This window comes from Paenibacillus sp. JCM 10914 (assembly GCF_001315105.1).
Taxonomy (GTDB): Bacteria; Bacillota; Bacilli; order Paenibacillales; family Paenibacillaceae; genus Paenibacillus_AQ.
Window position 1 is genome coordinate 401119 of record NZ_BAZR01000001.1, and the last position, 20729, is coordinate 421847.

The 20729-nt window shown below is 51.2% G+C and carries 16 protein-coding genes and 3 pseudogenes; 18 read left to right on the forward strand and 1 reads right to left on the reverse strand.

What is annotated here, in order from left to right; translation table 11 throughout:
• Positions 1-11 precede the first annotated feature (11 nt).
• From dapF to spoVM, 17 genes and pseudogenes are all read left to right on the forward strand, one after another.
• Positions 12-842: a diaminopimelate epimerase gene (dapF, locus tag JCM10914_RS01830; RefSeq protein ID WP_023956719.1), complete on the forward strand. Its 831-nt coding sequence runs from the start codon at positions 12-14 to the stop codon at positions 840-842.
• A gap of 396 nt (positions 843-1238) precedes the next feature.
• Entirely contained in the window at positions 1239-3116 is a 1878-nt protein-coding gene (locus JCM10914_RS01835; protein WP_023956721.1) for a bifunctional homocysteine S-methyltransferase/methylenetetrahydrofolate reductase, read from the forward strand.
• A gap of 39 nt (positions 3117-3155) precedes the next feature.
• Positions 3156-4043: a YicC/YloC family endoribonuclease gene (locus tag JCM10914_RS01840; RefSeq protein ID WP_023956724.1), complete on the forward strand. Its 888-nt coding sequence runs from the start codon at positions 3156-3158 to the stop codon at positions 4041-4043.
• A gap of 51 nt (positions 4044-4094) precedes the next feature.
• On the forward strand, positions 4095-4355 hold the full coding sequence (remA, locus tag JCM10914_RS01845) for an extracellular matrix/biofilm regulator RemA (RefSeq protein ID WP_006209218.1): 261 nt from the start codon (positions 4095-4097) through the stop codon (positions 4353-4355).
• Positions 4356-4368: 13 nt separating this feature from the next.
• Complete coding sequence (gene gmk / locus JCM10914_RS01850; RefSeq protein WP_023956726.1) at positions 4369-4941, forward strand: guanylate kinase; 573 nt, start codon at positions 4369-4371, stop codon at positions 4939-4941.
• 57 nt (positions 4942-4998) lie between these two features.
• Positions 4999-5199, forward strand: coding sequence for a DNA-directed RNA polymerase subunit omega (gene rpoZ / locus JCM10914_RS01855; protein WP_023956728.1), 201 nt, complete (start codon positions 4999-5001; stop codon positions 5197-5199).
• Between the two features lie 123 nt (positions 5200-5322).
• Positions 5323-6581, forward strand: a pseudogene (gene coaBC, locus JCM10914_RS01860) (bifunctional phosphopantothenoylcysteine decarboxylase/phosphopantothenate--cysteine ligase CoaBC).
• 23 nt (positions 6582-6604) lie between these two features.
• A pseudogene (gene priA, locus JCM10914_RS01865) lies at positions 6605-9127 on the forward strand (primosomal protein N').
• 43 nt (positions 9128-9170) lie between these two features.
• Positions 9171-9665 carry a peptide deformylase gene (def, locus tag JCM10914_RS01870; protein WP_023956742.1) on the forward strand — a complete coding sequence of 165 codons (495 nt, stop codon included), beginning with the start codon at positions 9171-9173 and terminating at the stop codon, positions 9663-9665.
• Entirely contained in the window at positions 9662-10609 is a 948-nt protein-coding gene (gene fmt, locus JCM10914_RS01875; protein ID WP_023956744.1) for a methionyl-tRNA formyltransferase, read from the forward strand. The genes def and fmt overlap by 4 nt, the downstream gene beginning before the upstream one ends.
• A gap of 53 nt (positions 10610-10662) precedes the next feature.
• Positions 10663-11990: pseudogene (gene rsmB, locus JCM10914_RS01880) on the forward strand (16S rRNA (cytosine(967)-C(5))-methyltransferase RsmB).
• A gap of 147 nt (positions 11991-12137) precedes the next feature.
• The gene (gene rlmN / locus JCM10914_RS01885) at positions 12138-13178 is read left to right on the forward strand and encodes a 23S rRNA (adenine(2503)-C(2))-methyltransferase RlmN (RefSeq protein WP_023956750.1); all 1041 of its coding nucleotides are present in this window, start codon (positions 12138-12140) and stop codon (positions 13176-13178) included.
• A gap of 6 nt (positions 13179-13184) precedes the next feature.
• A complete protein-coding gene (locus tag JCM10914_RS01890; RefSeq protein ID WP_023956752.1) occupies positions 13185-13961 on the forward strand; it encodes a Stp1/IreP family PP2C-type Ser/Thr phosphatase in 777 nt (258 codons plus the stop codon).
• Positions 13958-16105 (forward strand): Stk1 family PASTA domain-containing Ser/Thr kinase, encoded by a 2148-nt coding sequence (pknB, locus tag JCM10914_RS01895; protein WP_023956754.1) that lies wholly within the window; start codon positions 13958-13960, stop codon positions 16103-16105. The genes JCM10914_RS01890 and pknB overlap by 4 nt, the downstream gene beginning before the upstream one ends.
• A gap of 39 nt (positions 16106-16144) precedes the next feature.
• Positions 16145-17053 carry a ribosome small subunit-dependent GTPase A gene (gene rsgA / locus JCM10914_RS01900; protein WP_023956756.1) on the forward strand — a complete coding sequence of 303 codons (909 nt, stop codon included), beginning with the start codon at positions 16145-16147 and terminating at the stop codon, positions 17051-17053.
• A gap of 1 nt (position 17054) precedes the next feature.
• Entirely contained in the window at positions 17055-17714 is a 660-nt protein-coding gene (gene rpe / locus JCM10914_RS01905; RefSeq protein ID WP_023956758.1) for a ribulose-phosphate 3-epimerase, read from the forward strand.
• A gap of 159 nt (positions 17715-17873) precedes the next feature.
• On the forward strand, positions 17874-17954 hold the full coding sequence (gene spoVM / locus JCM10914_RS01910) for a stage V sporulation protein SpoVM (protein WP_034273235.1): 81 nt from the start codon (positions 17874-17876) through the stop codon (positions 17952-17954).
• 424 nt (positions 17955-18378) lie between these two features.
• Here spoVM and rpmB read toward each other — a convergent pair whose 3' ends face one another.
• Entirely contained in the window at positions 18379-18567 is a 189-nt protein-coding gene (gene rpmB, locus JCM10914_RS01915) for a 50S ribosomal protein L28 (protein ID WP_023956762.1), read from the reverse strand.
• Between the two features lie 366 nt (positions 18568-18933).
• Here rpmB and JCM10914_RS01920 point away from each other — a divergent pair, with 366 nt between their 5' ends.
• A complete protein-coding gene (locus tag JCM10914_RS01920) occupies positions 18934-20715 on the forward strand; it encodes a DAK2 domain-containing protein (protein ID WP_023956764.1) in 1782 nt (593 codons plus the stop codon).
• The last annotated feature ends 14 nt before the right edge of the window (positions 20716-20729 follow it).

The window sequence follows — 20729 nt, forward strand, 5'->3', positions numbered from 1 at the left end:
GGGTTTTTACTATGGAATTTACGAAAATGCACGGCCTTGGCAACGACTTTGTTGTCGTGTATGGCAAGCAAGAGCTTCCGAACGATGCTTCCGAATTAGCCGTGAAGTTGTGTAATCGCTTCTTCGGTATCGGGGCAGACGGTCTTGTATATATTCTGCCTTCCGAACAGGCGGATTTCATGATGCGTATTATGAACTCTGACGGCTCCGAGGCCGAGCAATGCGGTAACGCGATTCGGTGCGTCGCGAAATACGTGTACGATCATGGTCATATCGACCGTGAGGAGATTACGATTGAAACGATCGGTGCAGGTGTGCAGAGGGTTGGCCTTACCGTGCAAGACAGTCAAGTTAGCAGTGTTCGCGTCGATATGGGGGAACCGGTGCTGAACGGATTACAAGTTCCGACGACGGTGGACCTTAACCCGGTGGTAGACCATCCCATTGAAGTGGACGGACGCGAGTTTCGTTTCACGGCTGTGTCCATGGGAAATCCACATTGCGTGATCTATGTGGACGATGCTGTGAATTTTGATCTTGGCGTATGGGGGCCTAAACTGGAAGTTCATCCACTATTCCCAAGGAAGATTAATGTAGAATTCGCTACAGTGAACACGAGGGATCAAGTGGATATGCGGGTGTGGGAACGTGGAGCGGGTCCAACGCTCGCTTGCGGAACGGGCGCATGTGCAACGCTCGTGTCCTCCGTATTGAATGGTTCTACCGATCGTAATGCATGGATCTCGCTCAAGGGCGGCGATCTGTTTATCGAGTGGGACGAGAATGACAATCATGTGTATATGACAGGACCAGCCGAAATGGTCTACAAAGGCAATCTGTAATAATCCACAAATCGGGGAACATACTTCTGCTTGTGATTCCTGAGATCGTCCTAGGGCACAAACGGTGACAAAGAGGCCGTCATCTATAGCAGCCTTCTTGAGCAAATTGTGGGTGAGTGAGAACCACCCGACCTCGAGGTTCACTTTCGTCAAACCTCGAAGCAGGATGAAGTTGGTCTATGCTATATTAAATGTACAGGTTAAACCGTTCTTTTCGTAAATGGTTTGGGTCGCACCTCCATTTTACCAAAGAACGGTTTTTTTACGTCTTCAAACAGCAAGAAGGGCATCTCGCAAGATCTAAGAACTTTTGGGACACCCTCTTTGTCCCTTTATCTTTATGAAGGTTTTGTGATACATTTATTGAAAATAAACGTCGGGTGGAGGGACAACGCGATGAAACCGAATCTGCGTCAGATATTGGGGAATGAAGTACTGGTCGGTGACGGCGCGATGGGTACTTATCTATATCAGAAAGGCTTTCCCGTAGGAATCTCATATGAAGAATTGAATTTGACCTCACCGGAAGTTGTGGGTAACGTACACCGCCAATATATCGAAGCGGGGGCACGGTTGTTAGAGACCAACACCTTCTCTGCTAATTTTGATAAACTATCGAAGTATGGCCTGGAGAGCAAGGTAGAGGAGATTAACCGAGCAGGCGTGAGAATTGCACGCGCAGCTGCCGGAGAACAAGGATACATCGTAGGTGCTGTAGGTTCCATTCGGGCAGGTAGAAGAAGTAATATCTCAACGAATGAACTGAAGCGGTATTTCGAAGAACAGATAACGGTGCTGCTGTCCGAAGGCGTTGACGGCATTCTGCTGGAGACTTTCTACGATGTTGAAGAGATTCAGTTGGCGTTGGCGCAAGTTCGTAAATATAGCGACCTGCCTGTTATTTGTCAGTTCGCCGTAGAGGATGTTGCACGGACATTGGACGGATTTACGATGCCGGACGCCTACCGCATATTGGATCAAGAGGGTGCTGACGTGATCGGCTTTAACTGTCGGACAGGTCCTAACGGTATTATGCGTGCGCTCGAGACGTTAAATGGCGTCATGAATCTCCCTGCTTCGGTCTATCCGAATGCCGGGATTGCCGATTATGTCGATGGGGAGTATCGGTATGGAGCGAGTCCGAAGTATTTTGGCGAGACGGCGCTTGCGTTTGCGGAACGTGGGGCGAGAATTATTGGCGGATGCTGCGGAACAACTCCAGAGCATATTGCAGAAATATCAGCTGCACTAGCCGGATTTATCCCCTCCGCGCTTCCAGTTATTGAGCCGGAGGAAGCCCGTCGGATCGTGATTCAAGAACGTGTTCATGACGATCCTCACCATTCCGCATCAGGGAGCGAACCTACTTTGGTGGATACCGTCAAGGAGCGCCATACGGTAATCGTTGAACTGGACCCTCCTCGTGATCTGGATATAAGGAAGTTCATGAAAGGCGCCGAAGCACTGAAAAAAGCAGGGGCGGATGCGTTGACATTGGCCGACAACTCGCTCGCCGTGACCCGGATGAGCAACATGGCGCTTGGCCATCTGGTTCAGGCGCGCACGGGGCTGAGGCCTTTGATCCATATCGCCTGTCGAGACCGCAATATTATCGGTACGCAGTCGCATATGATGGGCTTTGATGCCCTTGGTATCGACCATGTGCTGGCCGTGACCGGTGATCCGGCAAAGTTCGGCGATTTACCGGGTTCGAGTTCGGTTTATGATATGACTTCATTCGAAATCATACGGATGATTAAGCAATTGAATGAAGGGATCGCCTTCTCCGGCAAGCCGCTCAAGCAGAAAGCGAAGTTTGTTGTCGGCGCCGCGTTTAATCCGAATGTCCGTCATTTAGACAAAGCGGTCGGGCGGCTGGAGAAGAAAATTGCTTCTGGTGCTGACTACATTATGACGCAGCCCGTTTACGATCCGGAGTTGATCGTAAAGCTTAAAGCAGCGACGAAGCATCTGGACATTCCGATCTTTATCGGAATTATGCCGCTAGCAAGCGGACGTAATGCAGAATATCTGCATAATGAGGTACCGGGGATTCAGCTCTCTGACGAGGTGCGCAGCCGAATGGCTGGGCTTGAAGGGGAAGTGGGCCGGGCTGAAGGCGTCAAGATCGGTAAAGAACTGCTCGATGTAGCAACGGAACATTTCAACGGGATTTATATCATGACGCCGTTCATGTTCTATGAAATGAGCGTGCAACTGATGGAGTACGTGTGGGAGAAGTCAGGCCGACGGTCGACCCCCTTGTTTCATTAATAATTATCAATTACAATAGTGTAATGGATGTGGTTCCGTGTGTCATTAAGCATGACCGGATATGGGCAGTCTGCAGTCGATTTCCAGGGCTACAGCTTGTCGTTTGAAGTGAAGTCTGTGAATCATCGGCATTGTGAGGTTGTATTCCGAATGCCGCGTGAATGGGCTTGTTTCGAGGATTCACTTCGGAAAGCTGTGCAGAAACGGATCGGACGCGGACGGGTTGACGTATATATTAACAAGGAGAACAACAGCGAGTCCCGGCGCGCAGTGCTGGACCATGGGATGGTTCAGGCTTATCTGAAGGCCGCCGAGGAATTGAAGTCGTATGGTGTGGCAGGAGATCTGGCGATGCGCGATATATTGTCATTGCCTGATATCCTCATCAGTCCAGACGGGTTTCCGATGGATAAAGCGAAGCAGGAGCAGTGGAACGATGCGCTGCTTCAAGGTCTGGAGGAAGCGCTGGATGGATTAATACAGATGCGCAGCAAAGAGGGCACTTTCCTGATCAAGGACATCGAAGGGAGAGTGGATCGGCTGCAGCGGCTTCACCGGGAGATGGAAGAGATGGCTCCGCGGGTTACGGAGGATTATCGAAGACGCCTGCGACAGCGGATCGAATCGCTCCATGACGGAGCGCTTGCTGTTGATGAACATATATTCGGAATGGAAGTCGCACTGTTTGCTGAACGTTCCAATGTGGACGAGGAGTTAATTCGTCTTAACAGTCATTTGGAACAGTGCAGAGAGCTGCTTTATCAGAAGAGCCCTGTAGGCCGTAAACTGGATTTTCTGATTCAGGAAATGAACAGAGAAGTCAATACGATTGGATCGAAGGCCAATCATCTGACTCTGGTAAACCGTGTTGTCGATCTGAAAGCGGAACTGGAGAAGATTCGTGAACAAGCCGCCAACGTGGAGTGACTGCGGCTTCTCGGCAAATAAGAGTCAAATGTATAGGGGGAGCACCGCACTATGGCAATCAAACTTATTAATATTGGCTTCGGTAATATCGTCTCGGCCAATCGCATTATTTCGATCGTGAGCCCTGAATCGGCTCCGATCAAGCGGATTATTCAAGAAGCACGGGACCGTCATATGCTGATAGATGCTACGTACGGTCGAAGGACGCGGGCTGTTATTATCACCGACAGTGATCATGTGATTTTATCGGCTGTGCAACCTGAAACGGTAGCTCACCGTCTGTCCAGCAAAGATGACGACAACGACGAATAAGATGAGGAGTACTATGTCTAAGGGATTATTGATTGTATTGTCCGGGCCTTCCGGGGTAGGTAAGGGAACTGTCTGCACGGCGCTTCGCAGCCGCGTTCCAGATCTGATATATTCGGTATCAGCCACGACACGTTCGCCGCGTCTTGGCGAAGTTAATGGTGTCAACTATTTCTTCAAGAGCCGCGAACAGTTCATGGATATGATTGAGCACGACCAACTGCTGGAATATGCGGAGTATGTCGGGAATTACTACGGCACGCCGCGTGACTTTGTGGAAGAGACGCTGGCCGAGGGGAAGGATATCATTCTCGAGATTGAAGTGCAGGGTGCGCTGAAAGTAAAAGAGAAATTCCCTGACGGAATTTTTGTTTTTCTGATGCCGCCATCACTCGATGAGTTGAAGGACCGGATTCAGGGTCGAGGCACGGAGAATCAGGCAACGATTGACCACAGAATGTCTATAGCGGTTGATGAGATCAATCTGCTGCAGCATTATGATTATGCCGTCGTAAACGACGAAATCAATCTGGCTTGCGAGAGAATAGAATCTATCATTATAGCCGAACATTGTAAGGTGAGAAAGTAGCTGTCGGTTTTCATAGATGGCCTGACGTTCAAGTATATGAGAAGAGGTGCTTCGATATTGTTATACCCATCGATCGATGAAATGATGAACAAAGTAGACAGTAAATATTCTTTGGTGGTAGCGGCGTCCCGCCGTGCACGCCAGTTGCGCGAAGGCGGAGTCAGCGAACTCAAGAATCCAAAATCCCATAAGCACGTCGGCGTCGCGCTGGAAGAAATTTATGGTGACTATGTGAAGATTGAGCGGGGAGAAGACTAGTTTCTCTACGAAGACATCTTAATTGAAGAAGTACGCCAAAAGTGACAACCGTAAGGTTGTTATTTTTTGAGAAGATATTTAACTATAGGGCAAGAGGATCAATAAGAAAGCGGGGGAATTGTCATGTTGAACGGAAAAGTCATCGTACTTGGCGTTACAGGCGGCATCGCTGCCTACAAAGCAGCCACCCTATGCAGCAGGCTTGTTCAGCGAGGTGCGGATGTCCATGTCATTATGAGTGAGTCCGCCAAGCAGTTTATAACGGAACTGACACTGCAGACGCTGACCAAGAACCCGGTATATAGTGATACTTTTGACGAGAGAGATCCCTCGGTTGTTTCCCATATCCATCTGGCCGATCTTGCAGACCTCGTACTGGTTGCCCCTGCAACGGCGAATGTTATTGGGAAGATGGCTCACGGGCTAGCGGATGATATGCTGACAACCACATTATTGGCAACAACGGCGCCGGTCATGATATCCCCTGCGATGAATGTGCATATGTACACTCATCCGGCGGTCATGGCCAATATGGAGACGTTGGTCTCCCGCGGCGTCGGAATGATAGAGCCGGGAGAAGGGCTGCTCGCTTGCGGATATATCGGCAAGGGACGGATGGAAGAGCCGGATTCGATTGTGGAGGTCGTCGAAAGGTTCTTCAGTGAACGGAATTCGGAGCCTGCTGTCAAATTGGACAAGGGCGGAGACATTCCATGGAGGCGAACCTCCTACACGGAAAAAAAGTGCTGGTCACCGCTGGCGGAACCATTGAACGGATCGATCCTGTGCGATATATAACGAACGATTCCTCTGGCAAAATGGGTTTTGCCATTGCCAAGGTGGCGAAGCAGCTCGGAGCGAACGTCCATCTGATCGCCGCTCACACCGATGAGGCGCCGCCCGCCGACCTGAACGTGGAGAGAGTCGGTTCAGCAGAGGAGATGTATGAAGCGGTTCTGCGTCAATTTGCAGACAGTGACATCGTTATCAAAGCTGCCGCCGTTGCGGATTATCGACCTGCACAAGTCGCAACCTCCAAGCTTAAGAAGCTGGGGGAGACGATGACGCTGGAACTCGTCAAGACGACAGATATACTGGAGAACCTGGGTCAACGGAAATCTTCGCAATTTTTGATTGGTTTTGCCGCAGAGACGAACTCGGTTGAAGCGTTCGCCAGGGAGAAGCTTGAGCGCAAGAATTGCGACCTGCTGGTTGCCAATGACGTGTCGCAAGAGGGTGCGGGCTTTCGGACGGAGACGAATCGTGTTCAGATATATGATGCGAAAGGGCTGGTGCTGGACCTTCCACTTATGGCCAAGGAGGAAGTAGCGGAGCAGTTGTTGAAGCTGGCAGCCGAACGTTTGGGCCGGAGGTCATCCTAATGGAAATCAATACGGCGATTGAAATGGAAATGGCGCGCGTCATTGTGGACGTACCGTCGAAGGACACGGACCGCCCCTTTGATTATTTGATACCAGCTCACTTGCGGCCGTGGATTGAGGTCGGCAGCCGGGTCGGTGTTCCGTTCGGTCACAGGACGCTGCAAGGTTTTGTTGTGTCTGTTCATCCGCGGCCGGAGATGGAGACGGCCAAGATGAAGGCCATTCAGGAAGTGCTCGATGTTATGCCGCCTTTGTCCTCTGAACTGATTCGGTTAGGTGAATGGATGCGGGATCGTTATGCGTGCCGTCACATTACAGCACTGCAGTCGATGCTGCCCACCGCACTGAAAGGTAAGGCGGAGCGGTATGTGTCGCTGGGAGAGACGGAATCGGAGACGCGGGGAGCTGACGATCTGTTGGCACTGCTGCCTGAGAGCGAGTGGGAGGCGCAAATCCTCGCTTACGTTGGGAGTAAGGGCGAAGTCTCTTTGCAGCAGTTAACAAGGCTTATCCGGATAATGCGGGTGACATTAAATCATTAGTCAGTCGCGGTCGTCTTCGTGAACATCAGCAGATCAAGGATAAGTTACAGAAGAAGACCATGAAGGCCGTGGGGCTGGCTGTTTCTATTGTAGAAGCAAAAGAGCAGCTTGATGCATTCCCCGCGAAAGCCCAGCGTCAGCGAGAAGTGCTCCAGCATCTGGTTGAGATTGAGCCATTTCTCCCCATATCGCAGAAGGAGTTGCTTCAACAGCTTGGCGTTACAGCCGGTACCGTGAAGGCATTAGTCGACAAGGGTCTGGTTGTGATTGAAGATGTTGAAGTATTCCGTGATCCATATAAAGGCAGGCACTTTAAACCTAGTGAACCGCTGGCGTTGACCGCTGAGCAGCAGGCCGTATATCGCAACATCGTGCACAAGCTGGATGAGAGACGACATGGCATATTTCTGCTGCATGGCGTGACTGGCAGCGGCAAGACTGAGATCTATCTGCAGACCATCCAGCGTGCTTTGGAACAGGAGCGACAAGCGATCGTGCTCGTGCCGGAAATCTCGCTCACCCCACAGATGGTGGAGCGGTTCAAGGCACGATTTGGAGATCGCGTGGCCGTAATGCACAGCCGCTTGTCGGATGGCGAGCGGTACGATGAGTGGCGCAAAATTCGTGAAGGCCGCGCTTCGGTTGTAGTTGGAGCAAGATCAGCTGTATTTGCTCCGTTTGATCGTCTTGGTCTCATCATCATGGACGAAGAGCATGAAACTTCCTATAAGCAAGAGGAGACGCCGAAGTATCACGCCCGTGACGTAGCGATTCAGCGTGCGGCTATGTCTGGTGCGGCGGTCATATTAGGATCGGCTACGCCTTCACTTGAAAGCTATTATGCGGCCAGGTCTCAGTCCAATGATGATTTTGCCCCAATGCTGCTGGAGATGCCAACCCGGGCGCTTGGCAACAAGCTGCCTGAGGTACAAATTGTAGATATGCGGGAAGAATTGCGTGAAGGGAATCGCTCGATGTTCAGCCGGTCTCTGCACGAGGGAATTGCGGCACGGCTTGAACGTGAGGAGCAGATTGTACTGCTACTAAACCGGCGAGGGTATTCAACGTTTGTCATGTGCCGCAGTTGCGGGTATGTGGCAGGCTGTCCGGAATGCGATATCTCTTTGACGTATCATCAGAAATCCAACAATCTCCGCTGTCATTATTGCGGTTATGCCGCACAGGCGCCGGAGGTGTGTCCGGATTGCGACAGTGAGCATATACGTTATTTCGGCACGGGCACGCAGCGGTGGAAGAAGAACTGGCCAAGCTATTCCCGGGCATTCGCGTCATTCGGATGGACGTGGATACCACGACAGAGAAAGGCTCCCATGAGAAATTGCTGAAGCAATTTCGGGAGAAGAAGGCCGATGTGCTATTGGGAACACAGATGGTGGCTAAAGGGCTTGACTTCCCGGACGTGACGCTCGTAGGGGTCATTACAGCTGATTCGGCGTTGAACCTGCCCGATTTCAGGCTGCCGAGAAGACGTTTCAGCTCCTTACCCAAGTAGCGGGAAGAGCGGGGCGCCATCAGCTTCCAGGAGAAGTGGTGATCCAATCTTATACTCCTGAGCATTATTCGATTATCCATGCAAGCGGACATGATTATCTATCATTCGTACGAGATGAGTTGAAGCATCGTAAAGCACTGCACTATCCCCCGTACTGCCGACTTATTCTGGTAACGTTGTCGCATGAGCAGCTTCCGCTGCTTGTGCGAATCGCCGAGAACTTTGCAGCGGATGTCAAACATGAAGCTCGCCAGCGGGGATGGCTTGGCAGTCTTGACCGATTTGATGCCAATGCGCTGGATATACTTGGCCCCGTGGCGTCGCCTATCCCGCGCTTAAAGAATAGATACCGATTTCAATGTATGATAAAATGGCGGGGGAGTATGGATGCCGTCTCGCTGATTCGTGAACTTGCCGAAGGGCTTCAGGATTCGGTGCGAGACGGTAAACTTCAGATTAGCATGGATGTAGATCCGCAAATGTTGATGTAATCCTGCATATAATGATGAAAAGCACAAGGAAGGTGTCGTTAATATGGCAATTCGAATTATCGTTAAAGAACCGGATGAGGTTCTTCATAAAAGGGCGAAGGAAGTTACCAAGATAACGCCTAACGTCCAGAAGCTTCTGGATGATATGGCTGATACGATGTATGATGCGGATGGCGTCGGTCTTGCCGCACCGCAGGTTGGTATACTGAAGCGTCTGATTGTCATTGATGCGGGTGACGAGGTCGGATTGATCAAGATGATCAATCCTGAAATCATAGAGAGTGAAGGCGAGCAGTTCGGACCCGAAGGCTGTCTGAGTATTCCTGGTTGGAATGGAGATGTGCGTCGCGCCGAGAAAGTGACGGTCAAAGGGCTTGACCGGGAAGGAACCGAGTTGATTATTACCGGAACAGGACTTCTATCCCGTGCATTCCAGCATGAGATCGATCATCTGAACGGGGTATTATTTACCGAAATCGCTGAGCGGGTATACGAATATGTACCCGAGCAGCCAAGAAACGAGTTGGAAAATCGATGAAGATTGTATTTATGGGAACACCTGTCTTTGCTGTGCCTAGCCTGGAGATGCTCATTGCCGAAGGCTATTCTATCGCGGCCGTGGTTACCCAGCCTGACCGTCCTCAGGGACGCAAGAAAGTGCTGACTCCGACTCCGGTCAAGGAGGCTGCGGTCCGGCACGGTATTCCTGTATTGCAGCCTCAGCGTCTGCGCAGCCCAGAGGCCGTAGCTGAGCTGGCTGAATATAAGCCCGACTTAATCGTTACCGCTGCATATGGTCAAATTCTGCCGAAGTCCGTACTGGAACTGCCGGCACTTGGCTGTCTGAACGTGCATGGCTCGCTTCTCCCCGCTTATCGGGGAGGGGCGCCGATTCAGCGCAGCATCATCAATGGAGAGGCTGTAACCGGCATTACGCTGATGTATATGGCCGAAGGGCTGGATACCGGCGACATGATCGCCAAGTCGGAGGTCGCAATCGAAGACGAGGACACGGCGGGTTCGATGTTTGAGAAGCTGAGCCTTGCCGGAGCCGAGTTGCTGAAACGAGAACTCCCTAGACTCGTGCAGGGGAAGGTAAAAGCCGAGGCTCAGGATGAGGCGCAAGCGACGTATGCCCCGAATTTGAGCCGGGAGGACGAGAAGATTGATTGGTCGCGAACTTCTCGTGAGATCTACAATCAGATTCGCGGACTGGTTCCGTATTCCGGTGGTTTTACGCTCTGGAACGGGGATGTGTTTAAAGTGTGGGCGGCGGCTAAACCGGGAGCGGGACAATGGACATCAAATGATGTCGATGTCCAGACTGGTACGGTGCTTAAGCTTGATGAGCAGGGTGTTGTCGTCAAGACGGGCGACGGCACATTGACTTTGCTCACCGTGCAGCCGAGCGGCAAGAAAGCGATGGATGCGGCACAATTCATGCGCGGGACAAGCTTGACGGTAGGGACGGTGCTCACGTGAGCGGCGGCAACCGGCACTCCAAGAGTCGCCAGTCCTCCCCGAGAGAGTTGGCGATGGATGTATTGACACAGGTAGAGCAGGAGGGCGCGTACAGCAATCTCCTGCTCAACTCGGCTATTCAGAAGTCCAGGCTTGAGAAGAATGATGCGGGGCTTGCGACGGAACTGGTTTACGGTACGATCTCGCGCCTTAACACCCTTGATTATTATTTGGATAAGTCCGTTAATAAAGGAATTGGCAAGCTTCAGCCATGGGTAAGGGCGCTGCTTCGGCTTAGCTGTATCAGATTGTATATCTGGATCGCATACCGGATCATGCGGTAGTGAGCGAAGCGGTCAATCTGGCGAAGCGCCGCGGTCATCAAGGGATCTCCGGTATGGTGAACGGGGTGCTTCGGAATATGCTGCGTCAGAAGGATAGCTTGGTTATTCAAGGCGATATGCCCGCGGCAGCACGAATCTCTCTGCTGCATTCTCATCCAGAGTGGCTTGTAGAGCGCTGGATATCCCAGTACGGGGTGGAAACCGCCGAGGCGATCTGTGCTGCCAACAATGAACCACCGGCTGTCAGCATCAGGGTTAATACGACCATGATCAGCCGCGAGCACATGCTGATAGAGCTGAACGACAACGGTCTGGATGCCCAGCCTTCACCCTTGAGTCCGTATGGAATCGTGGTGAAGGGGGCCGGCAATATGGCGCTTACCGATTGGTATCGAGATGGGATGATCTCGATCCAGGATGAGAGCTCGATGCTGGTCGCCGAGGCGGTTGCGCCCAAGCCGGGCATGAAGGTGCTGGATTGCTGCGCTGCTCCCGGCGGGAAGACCACTCACATGGCGGAGCTGATGAACGACGATGGCCATATCGTGGCTAACGATATTCACGCTCATAAAGGCAAGTTGATCACAGACCAGGCGCTGCGGCTTGGGCTGAACAGCGTCCAGGTGGTAACCGGCGATGCCATGCAATTGGGTTTGCAGTATGAACCTGCGTCTTTTGATCGGATTTTGCTGGATGCTCCCTGCTCCGGTCTGGGTGTTATTCGGCGGAAACCTGATCTAAAATGGGGGAAAACGCCGCAGGATATCAAGGAGATTGCCGCGCTGCAGCTGCAGTTGCTGGAGTCCGTCTCCCGCTTGCTCCGGCCTGGCGGGATACTGATCTACAGCACGTGCACGATTGAGCCGCAGGAGAATGAAGGCGTGGTTACCGCTTTCCTGGATAGCCACTCGGATTATGGCATCGCGGAGGACGGCCTTGGCACGCTTGGACGGCTGGCGGAACGGTCGTTGGTCCGTGCGGGCGGCATTCAAATTCTCCCCCAGCACTATCATAGTGACGGGTTTTACATTGCAAGACTTCGCAAGCACAACCCTTAAGAGGTCCCTGCTTGCTTATGACTATAGTCGTGTCCCGCCATACCGGCGGGTTTTCCTCTTTTACCGTCTCTTTTATTTATGTTAAAATAGAAAGAATGAAAAATGAGATGCATATGAATGTAATAGACAGGTGTGTGAGTTGAGAAGATGAAACCTTTTATATATGATTATTCACTGGAGGAGCTGCAGGGGTGGGCGCAAGAGAATGGAGAGCCTGCTTTTCGCGGTTCCCAGATCTATGACTGGCTCTATGTGAAGCGTGTTAACGATTTTGAAGAGATGACGAATCTGTCCAAGGAGTTGCGGGCTAAGCTGACGGAGACGTTCAGCTTTGTTACGTTGACGGAGATTACGAAGCTGGAGTCGAAGGATGGGACGGTAAAGTTCCTGTTCGGTCTCCATGACGATCATGCGATCGAGACGGTAATCATGAAACATAATTACGGCAACAGCATCTGTGTAACGACACAAGTTGGCTGCCGGATCGGTTGCACATTCTGTGCATCTACGCTGGGTGGACTGAAGCGTAACCTGACCGCAGGCGAGATTATTGCTCAAGTCGTACAAGCTCAGAAAATCCTCGACAACACCGGAGAACGGGTGAGCAGCATCGTCATCATGGGCTCGGGCGAGCCATTTGAGAATTACGAGGCGACGATGAAGTTTCTGCGCACGATGATCCACGAAAAAGGATTGAATATCGGCCAGCGTCACATTACCGTCTCGACGAGCGGAATTGTGCCGAACATCTATAAGTTCACGGAAGAGGATACGCAGATCAATCTGGCGATATCGATTCATGCGCCGAACGATAAGCTGCGTTCCAAGCTCATGCCGGTAAACCGCCGCTTCCCGTTCGATGATGTGATCGAATCGCTCCGTTACTATCAAGCCAAGACCGGGCGTCGCATCACCTTTGAATATGCACTGATTGGCGGCGTGAACGATCAGGTTGAGCATGCGGAAGAGTTGGCAGATGTGATCAAGGATATGAACTGTTTTGTCAATCTGATTCCAGTCAACCATGTGCCGGAGCGGAAATATGTCCGCACATCGCGTAATGACATTTTCAAATTTCAACGTGCTTTAGCAGATAAGGGGGTCAATGTGACCATCCGTCGTGAACAAGGCCATGATATCGCTGCCGCTTGTGGTCAGCTGCGGGCCAAGCATATGGAGTTGAGGTGAGAGGCGTTGATCAATACGGTCCATGTTAGCCATGTGGGACGCGTTCGTTCCGTTAATGAAGATTCCGTGTTTATTAGCACATTGGAACATGGCTATACCTTAGGTGTGGTTGCTGATGGTATGGGGGGACATCTTGCAGGCGATACCGCCAGCAGGCTGGCGGTCGAAACGGTATCGGCTGATTTATCCTCGCTTGAGCCCGGGATGTCGATGGATGCCATTCGCGCGGCGCTGGGGGATGCGATTCTGCATGCCAATGAAGTCATTTATCAGGAAGCCTCTAAGGACGAGAAGCTTCACAATATGGGGACGACCATTGTGGCGGTGCTCTTCCGCGATTCCGAAGGGTATATCGGGCATATCGGGGACAGTCGAGCGTATAAGATTATTCCCGGACAAGTGATTCTTCTCACAGATGACCATACCCTAGTGAATGAACTCTATAAGAGTGGTCAAATCACGGAGGATCAACTGGAGAATCATCCCCGGAGAAATGTGTTAAGCCGGGCGCTTGGAACGGATGCAGATGTGACCGTTGAGCTGGCTCCGGTCACGATTGGAGCAGGCGAAGTGCTGCTGCTGTGCAGCGACGGTCTCAGCAATCGCGTTAACCGCGAACGAATTGGACAAATATCTGGTTCGCTTGACATCCCTCTGGAGGAAAGAGCGGATCGCCTGCTTCAGTTAGCACTTCTCGCTGGCGGTGAAGACAACATCACGGTCGCTTTGTTTGAGCATCAGGAAGAGGTTGCCTCGCAACGTATAAAGGGGTGGGATTCATGATCGGACATGAGTTGGCTGGTCGCTATAAAATCATTGAGCGTATTGGCGGCGGCGGTATGGCGCTCGTCTATAAGGCTCAGGATATCCTTCTGAATCGTAATGTCGCTATTAAGGTACTGCGTCAGCAGTTTGTACATGACGAGGAGTTTATTCGCCGTTTTCGGCGCGAGGCACAATCCGCGGCGTCATTGTCGCACTCCAATGTGGTCAGCATCTACGATGTGGGCCAAGAGGATGAAGTGCATTACATCGTCATGGAATATATCGAAGGGCAGAACTTGAACGAGATCATTAAAGAGCGGGCGCCGCTGCAGGTTGATGAAGCCGTGCGGATCGCCACCCAGATTTGTGATGCGCTGGGGCATGCACACCATAATCAGATTATTCATCGTGATATTAAGCCGCATAACATACTGATCGGCCGTAACGGTCGGGTGAAAGTAACAGACTTCGGAATTGCCCGTGCTGTGACTTCAACGACGATCACGCAGACGGGCTCTGTCGTAGGCTCGGTTCACTATTTCTCGCCAGAGCATGCGAAAGGTGTTGTGACCGGCGAGAAATCGGATTTATATTCACTTGGCATCGTGATTTATCAAATGCTTACTGCTCGTCTTCCTTTCCTGGGCGAGAGTCCTATCAGTGTTGCGCTCAAGCATCTCCAGGAGGAGTTTGATGATCCACGAGAGGTTAATCCGCTCATCCCTCAGAGCGTGGAGAATATCATCCTGAAGTCCATGCGCAAAAATCCGGAAGAGCGTTACCAGTCAGCAGAAGAGATGATGGATGACCTCGAGACCTGCTTGCTGCCGACTCGGCGCAACGAGCCGCGAATGGAATTTGAAGATGATGAGGATTCTACCCGGGTAATGCCGGCCTTCAAGACGATGCAGCGCAGTGGGCAGCCACATGATAGCTCTCTGAGTGATGACGAGGAGGAGGAAGTGGAAGAGGAGCCTCCGGGCAAAGGAAAGAAGAAGTGGGTCAAACCAACGATCATTATCGTATCGGCGCTCCTGTTCCTTGGTATTATGACGGGTGTTGTCATCTATGTGAACAACATGCTGGAAGTTAAGGAAGTTACGGTCCCTAACGTCGTGGACGAGACCGAGGAGAACGCCATTCGGATGCTGGAAGAGAGCGGTCTGGCGGTGGATGAGGAAGTCATCCGCGAATACAAAGAGAACGTGGAAGAAGGGATCGTATTCCATCAGAGCAGGGAACCGGGAACCACGTTGAAGGAGAACACGCCGGTCCAACTATCGGTAGGTATTGCCAAACCGCTTCCGAATATGCCGCAGATCACCGGCATGAAGCTCGAAGAGGCCGTCGCTAAATTGAAGGAAGCGGGTATCGAGATCTCCCCGGACGCTATCAACGTTACGACCGAGAACAATGATGAAATTACTAAAGATCAGATCTTTAGGCAGACACCAACGGAAGGTGTACCGTTCAATCCGGAAACGGATACGATTTCGGTTGTCGTCAGCAAAGGCAGGAATCTAATCAAAATGCCTAGCGTTGTCGGCATGGAGCAACAAAAGGCCGTTAACTTCTTGGAGTCGAACGGGTTCAAGATTGAAGCGATCAAAGAAAGATCGAGTTACGAGATCAAGAAGGGCGAGGTCATGGAACAGTGGCCGCATGAGGAGAACGCAGATGTGGAGCCGGGTGCTGCCATTACCCTGTTCGTAAGCTCCGGTTATCCTGCGGATGCGCTGGAACATACGTATAACGTACCGATTACTCCGGCTTATGAAGGGCAAGAAATCCGGGTGAAGGTGGAGTTCACTGATGCGCTGGGCGAGAACCAGGAAGCGGTGAACAAGATGATCAGCACGACCGAGACGATCCCGGTCAAGCTGCTGCTCGCGCCGAACAAGAACGCCACGGTCATGATTTATCGCGACGGCCGCCAGGTGGAAACTTATAGTGTGAGCTACAACGATGTGAAGAACGGGACCGTACCGCAGCCATCGTACGAGCCGCCACCTTTACCGCCGGACACTCCTGTAGATACCCCGCCGGATGAAGACGCAGGCGAAGGTAATGATGACGAGGATGACTCCGCCTTAGATTGGCCTCCGGGCAACAACGGCAACGGCAACGGCAACGGACGTGGGAAAGGTAAGGACAACGACTAATCGAAATAACATTCCAACAAGAAAGGTGAGGCCTATTCTATGCTTGAGGGACTGATCGTGAAGGCACTAAGCGGATATTATTATGTCAAACCACTTAGAGACGGCAATACGATATCCGGGGAGGACCCAGCGGTTCAATGCAGAGCCCGCGGCATTTTCAAGAAAAAAGGCATTTCTCCGCTCGTTGGAGATCACGTTATGTATTCATTGACAGAGAATGGGGAGGGCACCGTGGAGGAATTATTGCCACGGTCCTCCGAATTAATCCGCCCGCCGGTCGCGAATGTCGACCTGGCGGTGCTGTTGTTTTCGGTGAAGGAACCGGATCTGAACTTGCTCCTGTTGGACAAGTTCCTCGTACATATTGAGCATGCTGGTCTCGAATCATTAATCTGTCTGACCAAGCAGGATCTGGCGGATGCCTCGGATGATTCTATGGAGCAGGTGAAGCAGATCTATGAGGCTATCGGCTACGAAGTGATGATTACAAGCTCGCTCGAGGGGCTTGGCACCGCGGACGTGAAGAACCGCCTGGCCAAGCACATCAGTGTGTTCTCCGGCCAATCCGGCGTAGGGAAGTCTTCATTACTAAACGCGATTATGCCGGGTCTGTCATTAGAAACGAGTGAAATCAGCATCCGGCTTGGCCGCGGACGTCATACAACGCGCCATGTGGAGTTGATTGAGCTGGACAACGGAGGTTACGTCCTGGATACGCCAGGATTTAGCCAGCTGGATTTTCTGGAACTAGGGGTGGAGGAATTATCAAGCTGCTTCCGAGAATTTGCTCCTTATGCCGCCGAATGCAAATTCAGGGGCTGCAGCCATCTCCATGAACCAGGCTGCCAGGTCCTGAAGGCTAAGGATGATGGAATCATTCAAGATAGCCGCTATGAACATTACGTGGGCTTTTTTACAGAGATGAAAGAAAAGAAGCGGAGGTACTAAGATGATCAAAATTGCGCCATCGATATTATCAGCAGACTTTGCCAAGCTCGGACAGGAGATCAGGGAGGCTGAGGCGGGCGGAGCCGATTGGATTCACGTGGATGTGATGGACGGACATTTCGTGCCCAATATTACACTTGGTCCTCCGGTCGTTCAGGCAATCAGACCCCACACCTCCTTGCCGCTTGATGTACATCTGATGATCGAGCAGCCGGAGCGGTACGTCGCTGATTTTGCCAAGGCTGGAGCCGATTATATTACGGTACATGTGGAAGCATGTACGCATCTGCATCGCGTCATTCACCTCATTAAAGAGCATGGCGTGAAAGTCGGCGTTGCACTTAATCCTGCTACTCCAGCCGATGTCCTGCAAGAAGTGCTGCCTGATTTGGATATGGTTCTGGTGATGACGGTGAATCCGGGATTTGGCGGACAAGCCTTCATTGAACGGACCGTGGACAAGATCGCCCGTATTCGTGCGATGATTTCGGCGTCCACTTCTCCGAATATCCATATCGAAGTAGACGGCGGTATCACGCCGGAAACAGCGCCGCTGGTTGCTTCTGCCGGAGCGGATGTATTGGTGGCAGGTAGTGCCGTATTCAGCAAGGAAGATCGTGCTGGTGCCATTGCTGATATTCGCGGCAGTGTAACATCTTGACCAGAACGTAATCAGGAGATGCATAGCACGGGACTTTCCCGCATAAATATGGTTACATGAGCTGGGTTCTCATGTGGCCTTTTTTGCCTTTGTTCACTTCTATGAGCTTGGTGCATAACATAATTCAGGAAGGCATGAGAATGATGGGGAGGGTGAGACATGAAATTCTATACGTTCAAGCTGCCGAAGTTTTTGGGAGGTTTTGTGAAGGCGATCTTAAATACGTTTCACAAGAGCTGACAGCTTGTCCCGGCGCAACAAAACCTCCGCCCGGGACGGCCGCCGCCTTGCCGGCTCCAGGGAAGCTTGGCAAGAATACACCGATCAGCGCACGCTAGGACATACCGCAACCTGCTGCGGAGGTTCTCTTGCGGTATAGTGATGATGATTATCTATACCCAAGAGAGAAGCGTCTCACGACGTACGTACATCGATGATTAACCGCGTTTTGACCGGACGTTTTTCTTGCGGTATAAGGGAGCGGTGTTCTTGCAACATTCCCTTTCTTATATCTAAATAAAAAAAGCACCTGAAATCCGCTCAGGGTGCTTTTTGTTTAGGATCATGATCATATGTATCTAAACGCAAGAAAAACTTCCTTGTCCCGGATCGCCCACAAACGGTGGCTGGAGATTAAGAAGTTTTTCTTCATATAACAAGATGATTATACGCGAGTCACTTTACCGGATTTCAAAGCACGAGTGCTGACGTATACACGTTTAGGCTTGCCATCCACCAGAATGCGAACCTTCTGAACGTTAACGCCCCAAGAGCGCTTGTTGTGGTTATTAGCGTGGGAAACATGGTTGCCACTGCCTGGTTTCTTGCCAGTTACATAACATTTGCGAGCCATTTATTACACCTCCTTGTTCCTAACCCTGCATGAAACAATACTTAAATATAATATCACAGTAAAAATTGCTCCGTCAACTGTCCTAAAAACATTTATTTCTCTTTGTTCTTATAGTACAATGTTGTTTAGTCCATAATATTTTAAAGTGATATATTACGGGCTACGTTGGCGTGTCTCTTGGATTTGATATGGATATGCCGAAGGCTAGTGGACGAGATTCCAGCCCACCATTGATGCGATTGATATCATCATGGCCATTTTATCGTTATGCCAATCGGGCAATTTCGTCAGCTATATGCTATGAAATAAATATGTAATTTTCAGAAGAAGTGTTTATGGGTATCAAGCCAGGAAGGGGAATTCTCATTGAGTAAGCGTTCTTTGAATGGAACAGAATTTACCGCGATGGTCTTAGCCGGAGCGGAGCAGCTGCAGCAGCATGCAGAACACGTTAATTCCTTGAACGTCTTTCCGGTGCCGGACGGCGACACGGGGACGAACATGAATTTAACGATGACTGCAGGTGTGACAGAACTGAAGAGTAAGTACTCGGAATCCATTGGTCACAGCGCCGGTGTGCTGTCCAAGGGTCTTTTAATGGGGGCCAGAGGAAACTCCGGGGTTATTCTTTCCCAGTTGTTTCGCGGATTCAGCCGCTATGCAGCACCTTACAGTGAGCTTAACGCTCATCAATTTGCCGCTGCCTTGCAGACAGGCGTTGAAGCTGCGTATAAAGCGGTCGTAAAGCCCGTTGAGGGTACGATTCTGACGGTGGCTAAAGAAGCAGCCAAGCATGCTGTTTATTTCTCGCGCCGGAGCCACGACGTTGTGGAAGTGATGGAGCAGGTGCTGGCCAAAGCGAAGGAGACGCTGGCCCAGACACCGGATATGCTTCCGGTCCTTAAGCAAGTAGGGGTGGTAGATTCAGGCGGTCAAGGCCTTGTTTACATTTATGAAGGATTCTTGCAAGTGCTGCGTGGCGGCGTAATTTCAGAGGGCAATACAACATCTGCACCAGGACAAGCTGTTGCGGACAGCGCGCCATCGCCGGCTTTTGTTGCTCCTGATTTAACGGCCATTCAAGTACCAACATCGGCTCAGTCCCAATTGTCCACAGAAGACATCGAGTTTCTATATGATATGGAGTTCTTCATTAATCGTCAGCTAGGTGAGGGAACAAGTGCCGAATTTGACGAAGATCAGTTCCGGAAAGCGCTTGCAGTGAATGGTGATTCCATCATCGTCATTGCTGATGATGAGACGATTAAAGTTCATGTACATTCCAAGGCACCGGGTGAAGTGTTGAACTTGGCCCTGCATTACGGCGAGATCACGCAGATTCATATTTTGAACATGCGTGAGCAGCATCGCGATTTATTAACCACGGGCATGGACATCGCGCCTATGCCGGAGCTGTTTGCCGACATTCCGGCAGAACAGAGAACACCGGAAGCGCCGGCCGTTCCGCCAGCAGATGAAATCGCGCCGTACGGATTCATTGCCGTCTCTTCGGGGGATGGAATTTCGGAGATCTTTAAGAGCCTTGGGGTCGACGTGATACTGTCTGGAGGACAGACGATGAACCCAAGCACGGAGGACTTTGTGAATGCGGTAGCCTCAATCACCGCGCAGCAAATTTATATTTTGCCGAACAATTCGAATATTGTCCTGGCTGCCCAGCAAGCACGCGAACTGCTTGAAGGGGAGCGCAATGTTACGGTGATCCCGAGCAAGACGATTCCGCAGGGCATTGCTGCCGCTTTCGCCTTCCAAGAGGATGAAGGCACGGATGTGAATACCGACAGCATGATGGACGCCATCGGTCGTGTCCAATCGGGTCAAGTGACTTATGCTGTACGGGACACCACGATCGATGAGCTTGAGATCAAGGCTGGCCAATTCATCGGAATTCGCAATTCGAATATCGTGGCTGCCGCTCCTGACGTTGTTACAACTTCACAGGAACTGCTGGAGAAGATGCTTGAATCAGGAGATGAGATTGTTACTCTGCTTACAGGTAGCGATGCAACGGAAGAATCGACACATGCATTGACGAACTGGCTGGAGACGCAATATCCGAACGCCGAGGTTGAAGTGCATTACGGCGGTCAGCCCATTTATGCTTATTTATTCTCGGTTGAGTCTTAATCTTTAATTCGGTT

Excerpts from the sequence above, each read along its gene's own strand:
- dapF (WP_023956719.1), top strand. The coding sequence starts at position 12 with ATGGAATTTACGAAAATGCACGGCCTTGGCAACGACTTTGTTGTCGTG.
- JCM10914_RS01835 (WP_023956721.1), top strand. The coding sequence starts at position 1,239 with ATGAAACCGAATCTGCGTCAGATATTGGGGAATGAAGTACTGGTCGGT.
- remA (WP_006209218.1), top strand. The coding sequence starts at position 4,095 with ATGGCAATCAAACTTATTAATATTGGCTTCGGTAATATCGTCTCGGCC.
- gmk (WP_023956726.1), top strand. The coding sequence starts at position 4,369 with ATGTCTAAGGGATTATTGATTGTATTGTCCGGGCCTTCCGGGGTAGGT.
- def (WP_023956742.1), top strand. The coding sequence starts at position 9,171 with ATGGCAATTCGAATTATCGTTAAAGAACCGGATGAGGTTCTTCATAAA.
- fmt (WP_023956744.1), top strand. The coding sequence starts at position 9,662 with ATGAAGATTGTATTTATGGGAACACCTGTCTTTGCTGTGCCTAGCCTG.
- rlmN (WP_023956750.1), top strand. The coding sequence starts at position 12,138 with ATGAAACCTTTTATATATGATTATTCACTGGAGGAGCTGCAGGGGTGG.
- pknB (WP_023956754.1), top strand. The coding sequence starts at position 13,958 with ATGATCGGACATGAGTTGGCTGGTCGCTATAAAATCATTGAGCGTATT.
- rsgA (WP_023956756.1), top strand. The coding sequence starts at position 16,145 with ATGCTTGAGGGACTGATCGTGAAGGCACTAAGCGGATATTATTATGTC.
- rpe (WP_023956758.1), top strand. The coding sequence starts at position 17,055 with ATGATCAAAATTGCGCCATCGATATTATCAGCAGACTTTGCCAAGCTC.
- spoVM (WP_034273235.1), top strand. The coding sequence starts at position 17,874 with ATGAAATTCTATACGTTCAAGCTGCCGAAGTTTTTGGGAGGTTTTGTG.
- rpmB (WP_023956762.1), bottom strand. The coding sequence starts at position 18,567 with ATGGCTCGCAAATGTTATGTAACTGGCAAGAAACCAGGCAGTGGCAAC.